The 20,695-nt window shown below is 37.2% G+C and carries 19 protein-coding genes and 1 pseudogene; 19 read left to right on the plus strand and 1 reads right to left on the minus strand.

The genetic code is table 11. The features are described from left to right. Positions 1-32: 32 nt before the first annotated feature. Positions 33-938, minus strand: coding sequence for a LysR family transcriptional regulator (locus tag ACIQLB_RS06850; protein WP_400722770.1), 906 nt, complete (start codon positions 936-938; stop codon positions 33-35). Positions 939-1,070: 132 nt separating this feature from the next. On the opposite strand from ACIQLB_RS06850, the gene hpaI reads away from it, so the two are divergent. From hpaI to ACIQLB_RS06945, 19 genes and pseudogenes are all read left to right on the plus strand, one after another. Further along, on the plus strand, positions 1,071-1,997 hold the full coding sequence (gene hpaI / locus ACIQLB_RS06855; RefSeq protein WP_400722773.1) for a 2,4-dihydroxyhept-2-ene-1,7-dioic acid aldolase: 927 nt from the start codon (positions 1,071-1,073) through the stop codon (positions 1,995-1,997). Between the two features lie 71 nt (positions 1,998-2,068). Then, a complete protein-coding gene (hpaE, locus tag ACIQLB_RS06860) occupies positions 2,069-3,586 on the plus strand; it encodes a 5-carboxymethyl-2-hydroxymuconate semialdehyde dehydrogenase (protein WP_400722776.1) in 1,518 nt (505 codons plus the stop codon). Positions 3,587-3,613: 27 nt separating this feature from the next. After that, a complete protein-coding gene (hpaB, locus tag ACIQLB_RS06865; RefSeq protein ID WP_400722779.1) occupies positions 3,614-5,086 on the plus strand; it encodes a 4-hydroxyphenylacetate 3-monooxygenase, oxygenase component in 1,473 nt (490 codons plus the stop codon). A gap of 26 nt (positions 5,087-5,112) precedes the next feature. Continuing rightward, entirely contained in the window at positions 5,113-6,096 is a 984-nt protein-coding gene (gene hpaD / locus ACIQLB_RS06870) for a 3,4-dihydroxyphenylacetate 2,3-dioxygenase (RefSeq protein ID WP_400723105.1), read from the plus strand. 162 nt (positions 6,097-6,258) lie between these two features. Next, a complete protein-coding gene (locus tag ACIQLB_RS06875; protein ID WP_400722782.1) occupies positions 6,259-6,495 on the plus strand; it encodes a hypothetical protein in 237 nt (78 codons plus the stop codon). A 39-nt stretch (positions 6,496-6,534) separates the two neighbouring features. After that, on the plus strand, positions 6,535-7,008 hold the full coding sequence (locus ACIQLB_RS06880) for a flavin reductase family protein (protein ID WP_400722785.1): 474 nt from the start codon (positions 6,535-6,537) through the stop codon (positions 7,006-7,008). 21 nt (positions 7,009-7,029) lie between these two features. Continuing rightward, a complete protein-coding gene (locus ACIQLB_RS06885) occupies positions 7,030-7,926 on the plus strand; it encodes a cytidyltransferase (RefSeq protein ID WP_400722788.1) in 897 nt (298 codons plus the stop codon). A 33-nt stretch (positions 7,927-7,959) separates the two neighbouring features. Continuing rightward, entirely contained in the window at positions 7,960-9,402 is a 1,443-nt protein-coding gene (locus tag ACIQLB_RS06890; protein ID WP_400722791.1) for an aldehyde dehydrogenase family protein, read from the plus strand. Between the two features lie 63 nt (positions 9,403-9,465). Beyond that, positions 9,466-9,819, plus strand: a complete 354-nt coding sequence (locus ACIQLB_RS06895; RefSeq protein ID WP_400722794.1) for a DUF485 domain-containing protein — start codon at positions 9,466-9,468, stop codon at positions 9,817-9,819. Between the two features lie 4 nt (positions 9,820-9,823). Beyond that, the gene (locus tag ACIQLB_RS06900) at positions 9,824-11,380 is read left to right on the plus strand and encodes a solute symporter family protein (RefSeq protein ID WP_400722797.1); all 1,557 of its coding nucleotides are present in this window, start codon (positions 9,824-9,826) and stop codon (positions 11,378-11,380) included. 53 nt (positions 11,381-11,433) lie between these two features. Further along, on the plus strand, positions 11,434-12,192 hold the full coding sequence (locus ACIQLB_RS06905) for a fumarylacetoacetate hydrolase family protein (protein WP_400722800.1): 759 nt from the start codon (positions 11,434-11,436) through the stop codon (positions 12,190-12,192). Between the two features lie 33 nt (positions 12,193-12,225). Further along, on the plus strand, positions 12,226-13,014 hold the full coding sequence (locus ACIQLB_RS06910; protein WP_400722803.1) for a fumarylacetoacetate hydrolase family protein: 789 nt from the start codon (positions 12,226-12,228) through the stop codon (positions 13,012-13,014). A gap of 13 nt (positions 13,015-13,027) precedes the next feature. Further along, entirely contained in the window at positions 13,028-13,414 is a 387-nt protein-coding gene (locus ACIQLB_RS06915; protein WP_400722806.1) for a 5-carboxymethyl-2-hydroxymuconate Delta-isomerase, read from the plus strand. 217 nt (positions 13,415-13,631) lie between these two features. Continuing rightward, positions 13,632-15,125 (plus strand): aldehyde dehydrogenase family protein, encoded by a 1,494-nt coding sequence (locus tag ACIQLB_RS06920; RefSeq protein ID WP_400722809.1) that lies wholly within the window; start codon positions 13,632-13,634, stop codon positions 15,123-15,125. A gap of 635 nt (positions 15,126-15,760) precedes the next feature. Further along, positions 15,761-16,582 carry a helix-turn-helix domain-containing protein gene (locus ACIQLB_RS06925; RefSeq protein ID WP_400722812.1) on the plus strand — a complete coding sequence of 274 codons (822 nt, stop codon included), beginning with the start codon at positions 15,761-15,763 and terminating at the stop codon, positions 16,580-16,582. Between the two features lie 392 nt (positions 16,583-16,974). After that, positions 16,975-17,073 carry an aldehyde dehydrogenase family protein gene (locus ACIQLB_RS06930; RefSeq protein WP_400722814.1) on the plus strand — a complete coding sequence of 33 codons (99 nt, stop codon included), beginning with the start codon at positions 16,975-16,977 and terminating at the stop codon, positions 17,071-17,073. A gap of 280 nt (positions 17,074-17,353) precedes the next feature. Next, positions 17,354-18,658 carry an APC family permease gene (locus ACIQLB_RS06935; RefSeq protein ID WP_400722817.1) on the plus strand — a complete coding sequence of 435 codons (1,305 nt, stop codon included), beginning with the start codon at positions 17,354-17,356 and terminating at the stop codon, positions 18,656-18,658. 45 nt (positions 18,659-18,703) lie between these two features. Then, positions 18,704-20,083 carry an aminotransferase family protein gene (locus ACIQLB_RS06940; protein ID WP_400722820.1) on the plus strand — a complete coding sequence of 460 codons (1,380 nt, stop codon included), beginning with the start codon at positions 18,704-18,706 and terminating at the stop codon, positions 20,081-20,083. 300 nt (positions 20,084-20,383) lie between these two features. Next, a pseudogene (locus tag ACIQLB_RS06945) lies at positions 20,384-20,691 on the plus strand (IS3 family transposase); the annotation flags it as partial. Positions 20,692-20,695 lie beyond the last annotated feature (4 nt).

Raw genomic sequence — 20,695 nt, forward strand, 5'->3', positions numbered from 1 at the left:
TTATGATTTATAGAAGCATGAAATTATTTGAGTCATTCTACTTGTGAAATATTTAAATTGTATTCCCTCTTAAAAGTTTCAATAAATTTAACAGCACTTTTTGAAAGGTAACGATCCTTCAACCAGATAACGGCGGAATCTGATTGAATACTAAGTTCTTCAAGCTCCAATATTTTCAGGCCATTCATCGAAAATGAACGTAGGACAGACCTTGGAAGTAAGGAAGCACCGACACCTTCTCTAACTAGGGACATAATCATATCAGCGTCTGAACATTGACAGACAATATTTGGTTCATAGTGATGTTTTCTACAAGCTTCTATAACCAGTTCGTATTGACCAACGCCCTTAAAACGTTGCAGCAACATTAGGGGCATACTTGAAAGTTCATCTAGTCTTATTGTATTTTCATAATTCCACGTCTCAGGGATAACGGCTACAAAATGGTCCGGAGGTAATGGCAGTGAGGATAAGTCATCTGATTCTGATTCGAAAGGTAACCGGACTATAGCAACTTCAATATGCCTATTTCTTAAATCTTGTAATAATCGATAGGTATCCCCTTCGAATAAGCGAAATGTAACGTTTGAATACTTTTCACGGAAAAAACGAATGCGTTCAGGTAGGTAAGAAAAACATGTTTTTACAGATCCGATTGATAAGGTACCCTTAAGACCTTCTCCTACTTCTTTCACTTCCATAATTGTTTCTTCAATCTGACTTAAAAGATTGGTAGCTCTCTTATACAAAACTTTTCCTGCTGCTGTTAGTTCTATATTCTTTCCATTTCGTACTATCAAACGAGTACTAAGTTCTTCCTCCAGCGCTTTTAGCTGTTGACTAAGGGGGGGTTGGGCCATATGTAATTTCTTTGCTGCTCTAGTGATTTGGCCTTCTTCAACAATAGTGGCAAAGTATCGCAATTGTCTTATATCCATGAAATTCCTCCTTAGAAAGCATATTTATTTTATATGCATTACAAACATTTTAAATATTTTAAATATTTCAAACTTAATGATACATTAATCTTGAAAACGATTCCATAAAAAGGTATAGAAGGAGAAGATAAAATGTCTAGAATTCTAAAAGCTAAAGAAATTATAAAAGGTTCGATTGCACCAGTTATTACACCTTTCAAGGAAGATGAAAGTTTAGATTTACAGACATTTAAAAGTTTAATTAACTGGCAAATAGAAAGTGGGAGCCATGGTATTTCGGTAACCGGGACTTCTGGGGAACCTAGTTCTCTAACGATCGAAGAGAGAGAGCTTGTGATGGAAACAGCGAGTAAAACGATTAACGGACGAGTTCCATTTATACCAGCAACGGGATCAGTTAATCATAATGAAGCACTTCGACTAACAAAGGCTGCTCAAGAAATAGGAGCAGATGCTGCGATGGTCATTGTTCCATATTATAACAAGCCATCCCAGCAAGCATTATATAAACACTATAAAGCTATTGCCGATGCCGTGGATATTCCAATTATTATATATAACATTCCTGGAAGAACAGGGGTGAATATGGAAGTAACAACAATGGCTCGACTTGTTGAAGATTGCCCGAACATTATTGGTGCCAAAGAGTCAAATAAAGATTTTGAACATGTCAATCGGGTGCTGTTAAATTGTGGGAGAGATTTTAGTCTATTCTCGGGAATTGAACTTCTTTGCTACCCCATGTTAACAATCGGTGGAAAAGGTTCTATTAGTGCCACAGCAAACGTTGCACCAGCGAAAGTAGCAGAAATGCACAATGTTTGGGAGGAAGGCGACGCTGAAAAAGCTTTAAATCTTCATTATGAATTAATGACATTAAATGATGTGTTATTCAAAGAAACTAACCCTGGACCAGTAAAAGCAGCGCTGGGCATGATGGGTAAAATTACGCCAGTTTTACGTAAACCAATGGATTTACCATCTGAGGCACTTCAAAACGAAATTCGTGAAGTTTTAAATCAATATGGCATTTTATCAAATGAGATTGTAACTAAATAATCATTCAAAATCTAAAAAAATTCTCTTACTCCTTGTTATAGGAGTAAGAGAAGAATGAGGAGTGTAATCACATGCAAGTTCAAGTAACTGAGACTCAAAAAAATCACGAACACATGCAAGTAGAAAATATAAAACTCTATATTAATGGCCAGTTTGTCGACAGTAAATCAGGTGCTTCTTTTGAAAATAAAAATCCATTTACTAATAAAATAAACAACTATATCGCTGAGGGGCGTGAAGCGGATATAAATCAAGCTGTTCTTTCAGCAAAAGAAGCGTTTGAGAATGGTCCGTGGGGCAAGATGAAATTGAAAGAAAGAATGAAATATATTAATAGAATTGCAGATCTCATCGATGAGGAGATTGAAGAAATTGCTTTCTTAGAATCATTAGACACAGGTCTGCCAATTAGCCAAACAAGAAATCAAACCGCACGTGCTGCAGAAAATTTCCGTTTCTACGCACGAATGGTTGAGACAAAATTGCATGGCGAATCTTACCCAATGGATGATGAATTCGTTAATTATACAGTTTATAAACCATTAGGAGTTATAGGGTTAATTACTCCATGGAATGCCCCATTCATGTTAGAGACTTGGAAAGTAGCGCCTGCATTAGCAACTGGGAATACTGTTGTTCTAAAACCAGCTGAACTTTCACCATTGACTGCAAATAAATTAGCTGAAATTATTCATAAAGCTAAAGTTCCGGATGGAGTCTTTAATGTCGTTCATGGCTTTGGAGAAACAGCAGGGGCTGCTCTTGTTGCTCACCCAAATGTGAAAGCGATTTCATTTACAGGTGAAACGACTACAGGTTCCACTATTATTAAAAACTCTGCGGATACTTTAAAGAAAACATCGATGGAGCTTGGCGGGAAATCACCTTTAATTGTATTTGATGATGCAGATCTTGAACGAGCTCTAGATGCAGCAATATGGGGAATTTTCTCTTTTAATGGGGAACGTTGCACATCCAATTCTCGAGTATTCTTGCATAAAAATATTAAAGATCAATTTGTTGAAAAATTAAAAGCACGTGTTGCTAACATTAAAATCGGTGACCCAATGGATTCATCAACTGAGCTTGGCCCACTAATTGAAAAAGGTCACTACAACAAAGTAAAAAAATATATAGAAATTGCTAAACAAGAAGGTTGTGAAGTAGTTCAGGGAGTGGTTCCGGAGAAGGTAAAGGCAGGTAATTTTGTACCACCGACACTCTTATTAAATGCAAAAAATGACATGAGAGTATGTCAGGAAGAAATCTTTGGTCCCGTTATGGCCGTAATCGAATTTGAAACAGATGAAGAAGTACTTCATATGGCAAATGACGTATCTTACGGACTAGCTGGTTTTGTATGGACAAAAGATTTAAAACGAGCACATCGTATGGCGGATGCTATTGAAGCAGGTATGCTTTGGATTAACGCTCAAAACGTACGAGATCTTCGAATTCCATTTGGCGGAATGAAAGATAGTGGAATTGGAAGAGAGGGTGGTCATTACGCAATGTTTGAATTCTATACAGAACCAAAGGTAATCCATGTTGCTATAGGTGACCATCATATTCCGCAATTTGGGAAGTAAACACTATTTTTTAAGGGGGAAACAATAATGCCAGCAAAAACAGGGAAGCAATATATTGAAAGAGTTGATAATGCACAGGCAAATATATGGATTGATGGCAAACGAGTAGAAGGGAAGATTTCTGAACATCCAGCTTTTAAAGGAGTTATGAAAACACAGGCAGAACTTTACGATTTGCAACATGATCCAGACAAAAAGGATTACATGACATATGAATCTCCAACAACTGGTGAACGGGTAGGTACATCTTTTATTCAGCCAAAAACAAAAGAAGATTTGGTGACACGTCGCAAAATGATGCAAGAATGGGCGAAATATAATGGTGGCATGATGGGACGTACTCCTGATTACATTAATGTCGGGATGATGGCATATGGTTCAGCTGCAGAAATGTTTGGAAAACAGGACTCCATTTATGCCGAAAACATGACCAACTACTACGAGTATTGCCGTGAAAATGATTTATCTTTAACACATACGTTGATTCAGCCTCAAGTCAATAGGGGAGTAAACTCAGCACAGCTTCCAGATCCGTATATTGCAGCGCGGATTAAAGAGAAAACATCTGAAGGGGTCGTTATTAAAGGGGCAAGATTACTTGCTACTCAAGGTGGTATTACCGATGAAATCATGGTATTCCCATCTACTTTGTTAAAACAATCAGCTGAAGAAAATCCATATGCATTTGCATTTTCTATTCCTAATAACACACCGGGCTTAAAATTTATTTGTCGAGAATCTTTTGATTATGGTAAGTCTCATTTCGACCATCCGCTAGGATCTCGCTTTGAAGAAATGGATACCATTGTTGTGTTTGATGATGTTGTTGTTCCGTGGAATCGAGTTTTTGCCCTTGGTGATGTTGATGTGTGCAACCAGGCCTACAATGAAAGTAATGCGGTTGTTCATATGACACATCAAGTTGTATCAAAAAATATCGCGAAAACAGAGTTTGTACTTGGTATTATTCAATTGATGGCAGAGACAATTAATATTGGCCAATACCAACATATACAGGAGAAAATCTCTGAGGTCATTATTGCACTTGAAACGATGAAAGCATATGTCGTTGCTGCCGAAGCAAATGCAAAAGTGGATAGATGGGGAACTATGACACCAGATTTTGCACCGTTAAATGTAGCACGTCATTACTTCCCGAAAATTTACCCTCGCTTTACAGAAATTATGCAATTAATGGGTGCAAGTGGCTTAATGGCGATTCCATCAGAATCAGACTTCAATTCTGAAATTCGTCCGGATCTTGATAAGTATTTACAATCCGCCACTGGAGATGCTTATGATCGTGTGAAACTTTATCGTTTGGCATGGGATGTATGTATAAGTTCATTCGGTACACGACAAACACTTTATGAGCGCTTCTTCTTCGGTGATCCAGTTAGGATGGCAAGTACGCTTTATAATGGGTATGACAAACAGGAATATGTTGATCGTGTAAAAGAATTTTTGAATCGATCAGAAGCGTTAGTTAAAAATAACTAATTAATCGACTAAGGGAGATGAGGAGTATGGATTTCAATATCATTCGCATTGCCAGAACTGTTATAAATGTGAAGGATTTAGACCGTTCAAAAGATTTTTATGTAAAAGCGCTCGGCATGATTGAAACGGAAACAAAGGACGACTGTGTTTATTTGAGAGGGCTTGAAGAACACACACACCACAGCTTGGTTCTTAAAAAGTCCGAGACGTTAGGGGTACACGCACTCGGTTACAAAGTAGAAAAAGAAGAAGATCTTGACCGTCTGGCTGAATTGTTTCAATCAAAAGGCTTAAAAACAAAGTGGCTTAAGGAAGGTACTCAGCATGCTCTTGGGCGTGCACTGCATGTACTTGATATTTCAGGGATGCCCCTTGAATTTTTCTGCAAGATTGAAAAAGCAGAGCGCTTACTTCAGCGCTACGACTTATACAGAGGTGCCCGAATTCAGCGGATTGACCACGTAAACTGTGCTGTACCGGATGTAGAAAAAGCTTACAACTTCTTTATCAACGAACTAGGCTTTGCATGTTCTGAATATACAACTATAGAAGATGGAAGTATCTGGGCTGCGTGGCTCCACCGCAAACAGACCGTGCATGATCAAGCCTTTATGAACGGAGATGGTCCGCGTCTTCATCACTTTGCCTACTGGTTACCGGATCCACTTGCTCTAATTCACTGCTGCGATGTTTTAGCTTCTCTTGGCTATTCAGAGAACATTGAAAGAGGTCCAGCACGCCACGGCTTATCCAATGCGTTCTTCTTGTATTTAAGAGATCCAGATGGATACCGTATTGAGCTGTATAACGGAGATTACTTAACAAGTGACAATGACTTCGAGCCAATTCGATGGGATTTAAATGACCCACGTCGTCAAACATTATGGGGTGCAAAAGCACCGGACAGCTGGTTTAATGAAACATCTCCGTTTTTAGATATTGAAACCAATGAACAAATTCAATCTAAGTCACCAAACCTTGCACAGCGCAAACCAGAACTTGTTATATAAATAAATAGGCGTATTGATTAGGGGAAAATAGGTTTATTATTGAGCGATAAAAAGGTTTTTTGTTACCTCTTATCCAATATATTACTATTTTAACTGACTGTAGTGTAGGGCTACTCGACTCCCGCGGGAAAGCGAGACAGACGAGACCCTGAGGCCAACACGATGTTGGTCATGAAGGCATTGTCACAAGACGTGACGCACTTAGCCTTCGTTCCTTTAGCGGAGGAAGCGTCAGCAACAAATGTTTTCTGTGCGAAAGCGAAGCGTCAGCAACAAATGTTTTCTGTGCGAAAGCGAAGCGTCAGCAACAAATGTTTTCTGTGCGAAAGCGAAGCGTCAGCAACAAAGCGAGTAGCCCGTAGCGGAAATCAGCCTCTTCGATTGTATAAAAATGGTTAATCAATACACCTGATAAATAAAACGAATGGAGGAATTTCAATGGATGATCGTACATTTCGAGATGCCATGGGTAAATTTGCGACCGGTGTAACAGTTATTACAACGGACATTGATGGAGAGCCTCATGGCATGACAGCAAATGCCTTCATGTCAGTGTCGCTAAACCCGAAACTCGTACTAATATCGATTAAAGAAAATGCAAAAATGCTAGATAAAATTAACCGCTCAGGTAAATTTGCGGTGAATATTTTATCGGAAGACCAGCAAGAAGTTTCTATGTTATTCGCCGGTCAGATCAAAGAAAAGCGTGAACCAGAATTTGATCGCCTAAACGAAATCTCGGTAGTAAAGGATGCGCTAGCAAATATTGTATGCAGTGTATATGGAAAGCAAGTAGCTGGTGACCATACGCTGTTCCTTGGAGAAGTAGAAGATATTGTCCTTCGTGGAGGAAATCCTCTGACATTCTTTGCAGGAAAATATGGCCAGCTCACTGCACCGCAGTTAACTTAACATAAAAGGAGAGGGCAAACGATGGAGACAATTACTATCAAAAGTTCAATTGATAAACCAAAGTTCACTGAAACGGAAGCTTGTGTTTTGGCCCTTGGTTTTTTTGATGGAGTTCACATCGGTCATCAAAAAATTCTTGAAACAGCAAAACAAATTGCTGTGCAAAAACAATGCGCCTTTGGTGTTATGACGTTTTATCCGCACCCAAAAGATATACTCTTTCCTCATATGGAGCCAATGACTTATTTAACTCCGCTTCCTTTGAAAGAAGATCGATTTGAAAAGCTGGGTGTTGAGAAGTTATTTGTTGTTCAGTTTAGCCCTGAGTTTGCTCGTCTTTCTCCTAACGATTTTGTTGAACAATACATTATAGAACTTGGATGTATACATGTTGTAGCAGGCTTTGATTATCATTATGGCTATAAAGGACTCGGTAATATGAAAACGTTATCAGAGTATAATCCCGGAAGTTTGGAAGTAACGACTGTTCCAAAGATCCAACATGATGATGAAAAAATTAGTTCAACAGCAATCCGAAAATTGCTTGATGAAGGTCATGTGCAAAAGATTCCTATGTACCTTGGCGATTTTTATGAAATTAATGGAGAAGTGAATCAAAGCTCCCTTTTTTACAAAAGTCATCAGTTTCTTAAATTAATAGTAAAAAAGAGATACCGAATGCCTAAACCTGGTATTTACCATATTCAAGTTGAAATAGATGGTAATAATTATGATGGAACCTGCCACCAAATATCTATAAATGAGCAACACCCTTCATTATTAATACAATTAAAAGATTGTTCTGTATACCCATTCAAGAAGCGGATTAAGGTAAAGTGGCTAGATTATAAATATGGCAAGCAGAATGAGTCATACGGAATGAATGAATACATGAAAAAAGATGAGCTAGTGATCTAATGAATAGTAGGCTATAACAGAAAGGAGTAGAACATGAATTTAAAAGTGCAAGCAAGAAAGAAAAACTTATACATTGATGGTCAATGGAAAGAAGCCACTGAACATGCATCTCTAACATCTCCATACTCTGGAGATGTTATTGCATATATTCCTAAGGCTAATGAAAAAGAAGTGAATGAGGCAATTGAAGCTGCAGTTCGTGCAAAAACAGTAATGGCGAAAATGCCAGCTCACGAACGTGCAGCTATTTTGGAACGTTTGGTAGCTTTGTTTGAGAAGCGTTTAGATGAAGCTGCAGAAATAATCGCTCTAGAGGCAGCTAAACCAATTGCTACTGCAATCGATGAAGTGAAACGGACAATACAAACGTATAAGTTTGCAGCTGAAGAAGCAAAGCGAATTCATGGAGAAACACTTCCATTGGATGCTGCACCTGGTGGAGAAAAACGAGTAGCATATACGGTGCGTGAACCTATTGGGGTTATTGGAGCGATTACTCCATTTAATTTCCCGATGAATTTAGTCGCCCATAAAGTAGGTCCTGCCATTGCCGCAGGAAATACAATTGTATTAAAACCAGCAAGTCAAACTCCACTATCTTCTTTCTTTTTAGCAGAGTTGTTACAGGAGGCTGGTTTACCTAATGGAGCTCTTAATGTTATTACTGGAAGCGGAAGAGTCGTGGGGGATAAAATCGTGACCGATGATAGAATTGCAGCTATTACATTTACGGGAAGCCCAGCTGTTGGGATTGGTATTCGAAACAAAGCAGGACTGAAGCGCGTGACATTAGAACTGGGTTCAAATGCAGCCGTTATTATTGATAAAGGGATCGATATTGATTCAATTATTAATCGTTGTGTGAAGGGAGCCTTTTCTTTCCAAGGTCAAGTATGTATATCATTACAACGAATTTATATTCATGAAAGTTTGTACGAAACATTTGTGCAAAAATTCGTTGAAGCAACTCAACAACTCAAAATGGGTGACCCTTTAGATCCAAGTACGGACGTTTCAGCGCTTATTTCAAAAGGAGATGTGGAACGTACTTTAGATTGGATTCATGAGGCGGAACAACATGGAGCGGAAGTAGCAACTGGCGGAATCGCAAAAGGGAATATTCTATTGCCAACGGTATTATTAAATGCAGAGTCTTCTTTAAAAGTTTCATGTCAAGAAGTGTTTGCTCCAATTGTTATCATCAATAAAGTTCAAGCAGTAGAGGAAGCCATTGAGCAAGTAAATGATTCACGATATGGTCTCCAAGCGGGAATCTACACGGATAATGTTCATACAGCGTTAACTGCAGCTGAAAACCTTCATGTTGGAGGCGTAATGATTAATGACATTCCAACGTTTCGTGTAGATAACATGCCTTATGGAGGTGTGAAGGAAAGTGGAGTTGGAAGAGAAGGAATAAAATATGCTGTAGAGGAAATGACAGAGCTAAAACTAGTGGTTTTTAATAGAAATTAAAGATCGAAGAATTAGAAGCATTTAAGAACCCTATTAAATGATTAGGAAAGTGGTGCTATCAATTTGGAGCTAGTAAAAGAACAGAGTAGTGTAAAAAAAGACATCGAACAACAAGACAACAAACAAATAGATTATGATAAAATTTCCACTTCGGAGGATTTTAAACAACTACTTTTATATAAGAAAAAGTTTATTATTCCATATACAATGTTTTATTTGGCTTATTCCCTAGCTTTACCATTCCTAGCCTTGTTTACAAATATATTAAATGTCCAAGTAATAGGAGACATCACGTTGGCGTGGATTTACGGTATTTCAATTATCTTTATGTCATTTGCGGTATGCAGTGTTTATGTAAAGAAGTCTGCTGAATTTGACGAAAAGGTAAAGCAAATCATAGTAAAGGAGGGGCTGTAGACATATGGGATGGGATATTATTCTTCTTTTTGTACTCATGTCAATAGGGGTACTTTTCATTACGTACTATGCTTCCAAAAAAACAAAAACGGCAGGTTCTTTCTACACAGCTGGAGGTGGTCTGACTGCTAGGCAAAATGGTCTTGCTTTAGCCGGAGACTTTATGTCTGCATCTACCTTTTTGGGGTTAATTGGAGCCTTTTCTTTAACGGGATATGACGGATTTTTCCTCATGTACGGTGCTCTTGTTTCTTTTTTAGTCATTTTATTTTTAGTTGCAGAACCATTAAGGAATCTTGGGAAATATACGTTAGGTGATATGATTACTGCTCGATTTAAGTTTAAACAAGTACGAGGTGTAACTGCCTTCAATACAATAATCATCTCCGTTTTTTATATGCTTGCACAGCTTGTTGCTGCAGGAGCTTTATTCAAATTATTATTAGGTATTCCGTATAATACTTCAGTCCTTATTGTTGGTGTTGCTATGTTAGCTTTTGTTTTGTTTGGAGGAATGACCGCAACAAGCTGGGTTCAAATTATTAAAGCCGTTCTTTTAGTAGGTGGAACCTTTATTATGTTTGTAATGGTTATGTGGAAATTTAATTTTAATTTTATTGGCATTTTTACTGATATGAAAACAGCCACTCCTTTTGGAATTGATTTCTTAAATCCTGGTTTAAAATATAAAAACGGTTGGGATGCAGCTTCTTTAACACTTGGGCTCATTCTTGGGACAGCGGGTCTACCACATGTATTAGTTCGCTTTTTAACTGTACCTAATGCTCAGGTTGCCAGAAAGTCAGTTGTTTGGCTTATGTGGATCATGGGTCTGTTCCATATTATGGTCATTTTCCTTGGGTTTGGAGCAGCAAAACTAGTTGGAACTTCGAATATTATAGAGGCTAACCCAGCAGGGAATATGGCAGCGCCATTATTAGCAAAGTTTATTGGCGGAGATTTTATGTTTGCTTTCATTTCTGCGGTTTCTTTTGCTACTATTCTCGCAGTTGTTGCTGGAATTGTGGTTACGGGAGCAACAGCATTTTCCCATGACTTTTATAACGAAATTTTAAAAGACGGGAAAGCAACCGAAAAGCAGCAAATGTTTATGGTACGTCTTGCATCGATTGTCATCACTGGTATCGCCATTACCTTATCACTATTTCTTCAAAATTTTAATGTTGCCTTTGTAGCATCAATCGCTTTAACATTAGCAGCGAGTTCGAATTTACCAGTTATTTTATTAACTATTTTTTGGAGGAAATTCAACAAAACTGGAGCAATCTTTGGGATGCTTATAGGATTAATTAGCACGATTGGTCTGGTTATGTTAAGTCCAAATGTTTGGAATCCAGAACCAGGTGTAGCCTTATTTACTGGTAATCCTATTTTCCCTCTTGCATCACCAGGAATTCTTTCTATTCCGTTAGGTTTCTTAGGCTGCTATATTGGTACATTAATAGGGGCCCGTAAGTCAAAAAATGTAGAGGATAATTTTCCAGAAATTATCGTTAAGTCAAATATAGGTAATGATGTTAAAGGTGTAGTTAATCATTAGTGATTAAGTAATCATCAGATGAATTTACGAGTTTATGATAGGAGTGAATAGTTATGAGTAAGGCAATTATTAAATTTAGAGAAGCCCTTCATACAAAAGAAGTGGAAGTAGATCCTCAAAGCAATACAATTATTTTCGGTGATAGAAATTTAACAGTAGAGCAGTCCTCTTTGGATGCGCCAATTTCGGGTACAGTATATGGGGCTTTGTTAAATTATAGTGGCGAGCTTAAGGCATTAGGTTCATCGTTAACTAAAGAACCTTATAAACAGCCTCCCAAAGCGCCTGTCTTATATATAAAACCGGTGAACACCATTACTGGATTTAAATCTTCAATTCCATTACCCGAGGATACATCTCATCTGCAAGTAGGTGCCTCATTAGGCATTGTCATGGGGAAAAATGCTACTCGTGTAACAGAGGAAAAAGCTTTAGATCATGTATTAGGATACACCATTGTAAATGATGTGAGTATTCCACATGAGAATTTTTATCGACCAGCTATTAAACAAAAAGTAAGAGATAACTTTTGCCCTGTAGGTCCATGGATTATTGAACGCGATGCAATCTCTGACCCTAATAAGTTGACGATTACTGTATTCGTTAACGATGAATTAAAACAAAAGAATACAACGGCCAATTTAATTCGTCCTGTAGCGCAATTGATTTCTGAAATTTCTGAATTTATGACGCTGTATGAGGGAGATGTTTTACTGGTTGGGGTACCTGAAAATCCCCCGCTTGTTAAAGAGGGAGACCGGGTACGAATTGAAATCGATGGAATCGGTTATTTAGAAAATACAGTTAAATGAGAATCTCATTGTTTTGTAAAGGAGCGGATTAGTATGAAACATGCACGTGTAGTATTTCAGGATGTCATTCATCACGCAATTGAAACAAATGATGGTCACCTGAAACTAGATAATGGACAAATTGTTTCTGAGGAGGAAGTGGTCTGGCTACCGCCTGTCCAACCTAGAACCGTTTTTGCTTTAGGACTAAATTATGCAGATCATGCAAAGGAACTTGCTTTTGAAGCACCAACAGAACCTTTAGTTTTTCTAAAAGGTCCTAATACTTTTATTGGTCATCGAGGTCAGACTTACCGACCGACTGAGGCTACCAATATGCATTATGAATGTGAACTTGCAGTTGTCATTGGGCGTTCCGGGACTAACATTAAACGAGAAGATGCTTATGATTATGTAGCAGGATATACCGTTGCAAATGACTATGCCATCCGTGATTATTTAGAAAACTATTATCGTCCGAACTTAAAAGTAAAGAATAGAGATACTTGTACACCAATCGGTCCATGGCTAGTCGATGCAAAAGATATTGAAGATCCTATGAATCTTACATTGCGTACTTATGTAAATGGAAAAGTTACGCAGGAAGGCACTACGAAAGATATGATTTTTAGTATTCCGCAATTAATTGAGTATTTAAGTAGTTTTATGACATTAAATAAAAACGACATTATCCTTACTGGTACGCCTGAGGGCTTAGTTGATACAAAGGAAGGAGATGAAGTCATTACTGAAATTGAAGGAGTGGGACGACTAGTAAATACCGTTATTAGTGAAAAACATTTCTTAAGAACTGAAAGTGATAACGCCATTTTTAGTCAGTGAAAGGGATGAAAACATGCCGCATTTTATTGTTGAGTATACCGATAACATAAAGAAAGAAGCAGACATTCCGAAGTTGCTTAAAAAAGTGAATGATGTTTTGATTTGCCGTAGTCATCTTTTTCCGACTGGAGGAATTCGATCAAGAGCAGTTGAACTTCAAGATTACCGAGTAGCAGATGGAGCAGAAGATGATGCATTTGTTCATGCTATATTAAAAATTGGGGCGGGAAGATCGGCTGAAAATAAGAAAGAAACTTGTGACGAACTATTCGAAGTAATCAAGGATCATTTTGCTGATCTATTTACTAGGCGATATCTGGCATTATCTATGGAATTGATTGAATTCAGTGAGGAAGGTACTTACAAGTATAACAATATTCATAAGCGTTTTAAAAAGTAAGAAGGCTGAAAGTCAATCTGCGTTAAAGGTAATAGATTTCAATTTGGCTAAAAGAAGTTTTTTAGATTTTTAGTCTAATATCTTCATTATTGGTGTTTTATTGAATAATTAGAAGGCTCTGATTTCCGCTTTTTACAATAAAAAATAATTAATACCGCTTACAATTTAGGTTACATCGCGTTAAGTATAGATGTTCATTTCAGGAAGGGGACTTTAAATGACAAAGAATCTGGCTTTAGATGTGAACTGCATTGAATGGGCAAGTAAAATAAACAAAAGTTATATTGGAGGTCAATGGGTAAAGGGTGGTAGTAAAAGAACTTATTCAATAAAGGATCCATATGATCAGTCAACTATTACATCTGTAGAATTAGCGAATGTAGAGCAAATAAAAGATGCTTATCACAAAGCAAAAGCAGCACAAAAGGAATGGGCTAAATCTACTCCAGAACAAAGAAGAGAGGTTTTAACGAAAGCATTAGACTATTTAGAGAAAAATAAAGAGCATATTTTAGAATTAATTACACGAGAAACAGGTGGAACACTACTTAAAGCTCATATTGAGTTTGGCTTTGGGGTTAGTGACATAAAAGATTCTATTAATATGGTTGATGAAATATACACACCCAAAAATTATGCATCTACTACACCAGGAAAGGTTAGCCGTGTATATCGATTACCTTTAGGAGTTATTACGTCCATCACACCTTTTAACTTTCCATTTAACATGGCAACAAGAACAATTTTCCCTGCTATTGCTCTCGGAAACAGTGTTGTTCATAAACCAGATCTCCAAGTTGGAATAGTTGGTGGACAAATTTTTGCAAAGGCTTTCGAAGAAGCAGGACTTCCTGCTGGAGTGTTTAATTCAATTTTAACCGATCTTCAAGAATCAGGAGATGAATTCCTGTTAAATACGAATTCTTCGTTTATCAGTTTTACAGGATCAACTGCAGTAGGAAAACATATTAATAAGGTAACAGGCGGAACATTAAAACAAATGGCATTAGAACTTGGAGGCAATAATCCTTTAGTAGTTTTAAGAGATGCCGACGTTGAACAAGCAGTGAGAGCCGCCATCTTCGGGAAATTTTTGCATAGTGGCCAAATCTGTGCGATTACAAATCGAATTATTGTTAATAAAGATATTTATGATGAATTTGTTGCTAGATACGTAGAAAAAGTAAAGGGATTAACAGTAGGAGACCCGAAGGACCCTAACACAATTATTGGACCTGTTATAAATGAAAAACAAGCTGATAAAATTATGGATTTAGTTAATAAAGCAAAGGAAAGTGGATTAAAAGTTGCCGTAGAAGGTGACCGTACAGGGAATGTTATTTCTCCATTTGTATTTGTTGATGTACCTAATGATTCAAGTCTTGCATCTTGTGAAATCTTTGGTCCTGTTGCACAAATTATTCCAGCTGAAAGTGATGAAGAGGCCATTCGTTTTGCTAATGACACGGAATATGGATTATCCTCTTCCATTATAACTAGTGACTTAGAAAGAGGGGAAAGATTAGCCCTTGAGATCGAATCTGGTACAACACATATAAATGATATGCCTGCAGTGCTAGAAGGAAATGTTCCATTTGGTGGAGTGAAACAAAGTGGAATTGGGCGTTTTGGATATGAATGGATTGTAGATGAGTTTACTGTTGCGAAATGGGTATCTGTACAGACGAGTAAATTAGATTATCCATTTTAGGATTGCAGCGAAATTCAAATCCTTACAGCTCGATACTAGTAAGTGGATATTAATAGATTTGAAGATATTTCTCAATAAAGCATTGAAACCGTTAATAAACCTGTTGTTAGAAAAGCCTGTAAACTTGAGTTGACAAGGGATACAGGCTTTTAACTTGGTTACCGATAATGTTTATGAATGGGAAAGATAAAGAAATAACCATCTTCATCAAATAAAAAATTAGAAACACTGAGGGAAGAAGGATAATTATCGAAATTTTCTAAAAATAATATTGATTATTTTTCCTTTTTTTTTTACACTTATTTTACGAACTTTCGTAAAGTGGTGGATATGAAAGTTCTACTAATTAACTTTGGTTCAATTTGTGGAAAAAGGATACGAGAGTACTTCTTTAACTGACATTGTTGAAGAGGTAGGAATAAAAAACAATCAATATACTCCTATTTTAAACACAAAGAAGATATTTTTCTTCAAGATATGAAACAGTAATCTGAAAGAAATCTTTCAACAACATCAGCAACTTTCATTGATAGTAAACCGTTGATTTAGCTGTTATTCGATTATCCGAGGAAATTATCACATATTAAGCATTGAATTGTAAGCGTTTACTAATTTGTGTTAAAGGGGGTATAAAGTTGACTAGTCCTTTAAATTCGAAAATAATTAGTTACTTGCCGTCTCAGCCTGACTTTGAATTTCAGACAGATTACTATACTGAACAAAAAGTTAGAATTAAACCAAATCAACCATCTATTCTGTTTTACCAATTTAAAATGGGAGGGGTAAGTAGTCAAATTTCTGTTATCCCGGATGGGTGTATCGATATTCTCATTAATTGTGATCAGCATTACGGTAATATTTGTGGAAGCGTTACTAAAAGTAGAGTGATTAACCTTCTCCCAAACAGTACATACTTTGGTATTCGTTTTCTGCCATGCCTAGATATTAAGAAAATAAACTTTGGTATAAAAGACCTTACAGATAAAGAAATTTCCTTAAATGAAATGTTTCCTGTAAATACGAATATCTTAGAAAGGGTAGTAACCGACGAAAGTTTTATGGAGAGAGTCAATATATTCATTGAAACATTGGGAAGTCAAATTTTTGAGATTGATAAATCATCAAAACTAATAAAACAAGCATTATATAATATATACGCGACAAGAGGTAATATTACCATAACTCAACTTGCAGAAGAAGTAGGATATTCAACTAGATATTTAAGAAAACAATTTGAAGACCATATTGGAATTCCCCCAAAATTATTTAGCCAAATAGTAAGATTTCAATCATCACTAAATATGCTTCTGAGGACAACCCACTTTACGTTAAATGATGTTATTTATGAGAATGGTTATTATGACCAAGCCCATTTGATTCATGAGTTTCGGAATTTTGGATGCATGACACCTTATCAATTAACTGGGCAAAAAAGTTGCCTGAAAACAGCTAAATAATGTTTGTATAGCGAAAGCAATTACTTATTTAAGTAATTGCTTTTTTAAGTGCGCCCGGCATGCGCATATTTGAAGAATTATTGGTTGAAAATTTAGAATGTTCCGATTTTTACAATATCAAATTATCTTAATCTGATAATCTGTAATTACTATAAAGAATGTTTATTTTTCCTACTACAGTCAAAGGAAAAATTGGCAATCAACAAAACAAAAGAGGGGAGTCAGATGAATGACGAAATACCAACTGTTTATTGGGTTGAGGCTGTGTCAGGCTGAACATTTTAGTCAATTAATCTCAGAACCGGAAAGTGGATGCCGTATTATCCGAGGCCGGACCGGAAGTTGTGGGCCTTGCAGTCAAAGCTGCTAGGAAGGCTTTAGGCTGAAATGAAGTGGATGCCCTGGAAAAAGCAAATGACACTGTTTATGGGTTGGCATCTGGGGTTTGGACCAATGATTTAAAGCGTGCCATCGAATGGCCCGTGTTATAAAAGCAGGGAAAGTTCGGGAAAATACATGCATCTTTTGAAGGGATGAAACAAAATGGTTTCGGACGTGAATTAGGAGTACAGGCAATGGAATGTACAGTTAGACAAAGCATGCCTGGGTTGACTTGAATGAAAAAGTTTTGAATTGGTATGGAGGGTAACGCTTTGTATAAATAACAAAATTATAATAACGCCAATGGGGGTAGGGATTATAGAAATACAAAAATCAATAGAGAACATTCAAATTTTATCAGATGGGCAAAGTCTAAAAAGAAGTTTAAAGATGCGAGATTTAGTTATTTTTGGTCTTGGCTTTATGGCACCAGTTGCAGCGATGTCAATGTTTGGTATTATCACGTTGGTATCTCAGGGCCATTCTGTCCTCTCATATGTTCTTGGTTTTGTTGCAATGTTATTTACGGCGTACAGTTTCGGTAAAATGGTTGAAGCTTACCCAGTAGCGGGCTCAACCTATACCTACGCCCATAAAGCGCTACACCCTAAAATAGGATTTATAGCTGGATGGGGAATGCTCCTTGATTATCTGTTGATACCCATGCTAACTTTTTTGATCAGTGCAAGTTTTGCAAACGCCCTTGTACCAAGCATTCCGGTTTGGGGTTGGGTTCTCATTTTCGCTATCCCAATCACGATTGTCAATATAATTGGAATTGACATAGCAACTAAGGTGAATTCAGTTTTAGTGCTCCTCATGATTATCGCGGTGATTGCCTTCGTTTTCAGCGCAAGTCACTATATTATAACGGGTGATTTAACTTTAATAAACTATAAGGCAATTTATGATGGTGATTCATTTTCAATAGGAGCAGTTATTGGCGGGGCAGCTATTGTTATTGTCGCTTACCTAGGTTTTGATGCTATTACAACCTTGGCTGAAGAGACGAACGTAGAGGGGAATAAAATTGGTTTGGCCATTTTGTTTACCTGTGTCATTCAAACGGTATTTTATGTTTCCGTAACTTATTTAGCAGTGATTCTTGTAGGAAACTATTTAGCTATTGATAATCCCGACACAGCCTTCTTCAACGTTTTAGAGACTATAGGGGGCGGGTTTCTCCAGACTTATATTACACTTACGATTATCGCATCTGGAATTGCAAGTGCCTTAGCTAGCCAATCAGCTTCAAGTCGTCTGCTCTTAGGGATGGGACGTGACAATGTCATCCCTCAAAAATTTTTTAGCTATATCCATCCAAAGTATAAAACACCGATTAATAATATTTTATTAATGTCAATAATCGGAATTATTGGTGCAGTATCGTTGAATCTGCAAATTGTATCTGACTTAGTTGCATTTGGTGGATTATTAGGGTTTGCTTTCGTGAATATTTGTGTTATTAGTCATTACTATTTAAAAAATAAGCAAAAAAATATCGTTAAATATTTAATTATTCCATTAATTGGAATGTTTATTTGTCTTTATATTTTGTGGGGGCTTTCAACAACCGGAAAAATAGTTGGATTTACCTGGATGGGAATTGGTGTTTGTTATTTAGCGATTCGATCCATGTATTCAAAAGAATCCAAGAAACTCTTAACAGATATAGAAGGGCAGAATATTAGTTAACTAACAATGCTTAATAATATTTGTCTATTAAAGGAGGAATAAAATATGCAATACGTTACAAAGCGGAATAACTTAAGCAAATTAGAATTATCAGAACTTGATAAAAAACATTATTTGCATCCAACCACACCACCAAGAGCTCATTATTTATCAGGGCCTTCAACAATCTTTACAGAAGGCAAAGGAATTTATCTGAAAGACATAGAGGGGAAAGAGCGTATTGATGGGGTTTCGATGCTTTGGAATGTTAACCTTGGCTATGGGAATGAAGAGCTTGCTGAGGTAGCAAAACAGCAGATGTTAAAACTTTCTTACAGTTCTTCATTCAGCGGACAATCCAATGAGCCTGCTATCCTTTTAGCACAGAAAGTGGCCTCATTAGCACCTGGTGATTTGAATGTTTGCTTCTTCACATCGGGAGGCTCGGAATCTAATGATACTGCATTTAAACTAGCCCGCTTTTATTGGAAAGTAAAAGGTCAGCCAGAGAAAACTAAAATTATTTCTCTTGAACAATCATTCCATGGGGTTACAGTAGGAGCCACAAGTGCTACCGGAATCGAGGGATTCAACAAATTTACGACTTCCAATGCTCCGAACTTCCTTACAGCTGCAGCGCATGTTTTGAATGCAGAACTTGGTGACAAAAGTGATCCAAATTACTCGCGTTCTATTCGTGGGATAATTGAATCAGAAGGATTCGACACCATAGCCGCTGTCATTCTGGAGCCAATCCAAGGCGCAGGCGGGGTAAGGTTCCCTCCTGACGGATACCTTCAAGCTGTTCGCAAACTTTGCGACGAACACAACATTTTGCTTATTGCAGATGAGGTGATTTGTGGGTTTGGAAGAACCGGAAAGACCTTTGGTGTTGATAATTGGAACATTGTTCCAGATATTCTGTGTGTTGCAAAAGGAATCTCAAGTGGCTACGCCCATCTGGGTGCCGTAATTATGAGAGAGCATGTAAGAGAAGCATTTATTCAATCAGATGAAATGATGTTCCATGGATTCACATATAGTGGACACCCAATGGCTTGCGCGGTTGGCCTGAAGACACTTGAGATAATAGAAAGAGATCAAATTGTTGAGAATAGTAGACTTCGCGGTGAAGAATTATTAAAAGGACTTAAGTATCTCGAAAGCAATTATAAACATATAACGAATGTAAGAGGTCTTGGTCTACTTGCTGGTATTGAGCTAGTTAAAGATCCTGAAAACGGCATCTCATTTGATCCGTCGGTACACGCCGCAGCTCTGTATACAGAGATATGCATGGACTTAGGGCTGCAATTGCGTTACTTCGATTGGAAGGGAACAAATACGGTTGCTCTTGCTCCACCGCTTATTATTACAAGCCAACAGGTTGAAGAGATTATTAACAAAATGTCTGAGGCTTTTAAAAGGTTCGAAAAACAAATTTAATTCACGCTAGCAAAATCTAATAAGACTATTGATAGTAAAGTACTATCTCTAAAAATCTCTCAAAGGGGGTGTTCCAAGAGTTCAATGCTCATTTTGTCAATGTTATTAACTAACAGATAATAGAAGTTGATCGTTATTCAATTATAGGACGCTTTTCCTAAGTAAAGGAAGTGTCCTTTTTCATGTATTTTAATGATTTTCATGATTCAGTAATTTATTATTACCCATGATCCGATCCTTGAATATCCGTGTATGAAAAAGACCCTGCACGAACAGACCTTAGAGCACCTTCAATCAGGTGATCAAGTCATCCTTCATTCGGACCAAGGTTGGCACTATCAAATGAAAAAGTATCAACGAACATTAAAACAACATGGGATCACGTAGAGTATGTCTCGTAAGGGAAATTATTTGGACAACGCAGTCATCGAAAATTCTTTGGCTTATTAAAATCTAAACTCCTGTACCTACAAGAATTTAAATCCATGGAGCATTTTGAACAGGAACTCAAGGACTATATTCACTATTACAATCACAAACGAATGAAGGCAAAATTAAAAGACCTAAGCCCGGTGGAATACCGAACTCAGGCCTTAGAAGTCGCTTAACTAA

Source organism: Lysinibacillus sp. NPDC092081 (assembly GCF_044755845.1).
Classification (GTDB): Bacteria; Bacillota; Bacilli; order Bacillales_A; family Planococcaceae; genus Lysinibacillus.

Bases quoted from the DNA above. Each gene is read 5' to 3' on its own strand.
- ACIQLB_RS06875 (WP_400722782.1), top strand. From the start codon at position 6,259: ATGTTGGTCATGAAGGCATTGTCACAAGACGTGACGCACTTAGCCTTC.
- hpaI (WP_400722773.1), top strand. From the start codon at position 1,071: ATGTCTAGAATTCTAAAAGCTAAAGAAATTATAAAAGGTTCGATTGCA.
- ACIQLB_RS06880 (WP_400722785.1), top strand. From the start codon at position 6,535: ATGGATGATCGTACATTTCGAGATGCCATGGGTAAATTTGCGACCGGT.
- ACIQLB_RS06850 (WP_400722770.1), bottom strand. From the start codon at position 938: ATGGATATAAGACAATTGCGATACTTTGCCACTATTGTTGAAGAAGGC.
- ACIQLB_RS06885 (WP_400722788.1), top strand. From the start codon at position 7,030: ATGGAGACAATTACTATCAAAAGTTCAATTGATAAACCAAAGTTCACT.
- ACIQLB_RS06905 (WP_400722800.1), top strand. From the start codon at position 11,434: ATGAGTAAGGCAATTATTAAATTTAGAGAAGCCCTTCATACAAAAGAA.
- hpaD (WP_400723105.1), top strand. From the start codon at position 5,113: ATGGATTTCAATATCATTCGCATTGCCAGAACTGTTATAAATGTGAAG.
- hpaE (WP_400722776.1), top strand. From the start codon at position 2,069: ATGCAAGTTCAAGTAACTGAGACTCAAAAAAATCACGAACACATGCAA.
- ACIQLB_RS06920 (WP_400722809.1), top strand. From the start codon at position 13,632: ATGACAAAGAATCTGGCTTTAGATGTGAACTGCATTGAATGGGCAAGT.
- ACIQLB_RS06915 (WP_400722806.1), top strand. From the start codon at position 13,028: ATGCCGCATTTTATTGTTGAGTATACCGATAACATAAAGAAAGAAGCA.
- ACIQLB_RS06900 (WP_400722797.1), top strand. From the start codon at position 9,824: ATGGGATGGGATATTATTCTTCTTTTTGTACTCATGTCAATAGGGGTA.
- hpaB (WP_400722779.1), top strand. From the start codon at position 3,614: ATGCCAGCAAAAACAGGGAAGCAATATATTGAAAGAGTTGATAATGCA.
- ACIQLB_RS06940 (WP_400722820.1), top strand. From the start codon at position 18,704: ATGCAATACGTTACAAAGCGGAATAACTTAAGCAAATTAGAATTATCA.
- ACIQLB_RS06890 (WP_400722791.1), top strand. From the start codon at position 7,960: ATGAATTTAAAAGTGCAAGCAAGAAAGAAAAACTTATACATTGATGGT.
- ACIQLB_RS06910 (WP_400722803.1), top strand. From the start codon at position 12,226: ATGAAACATGCACGTGTAGTATTTCAGGATGTCATTCATCACGCAATT.
- ACIQLB_RS06935 (WP_400722817.1), top strand. From the start codon at position 17,354: ATGCGAGATTTAGTTATTTTTGGTCTTGGCTTTATGGCACCAGTTGCA.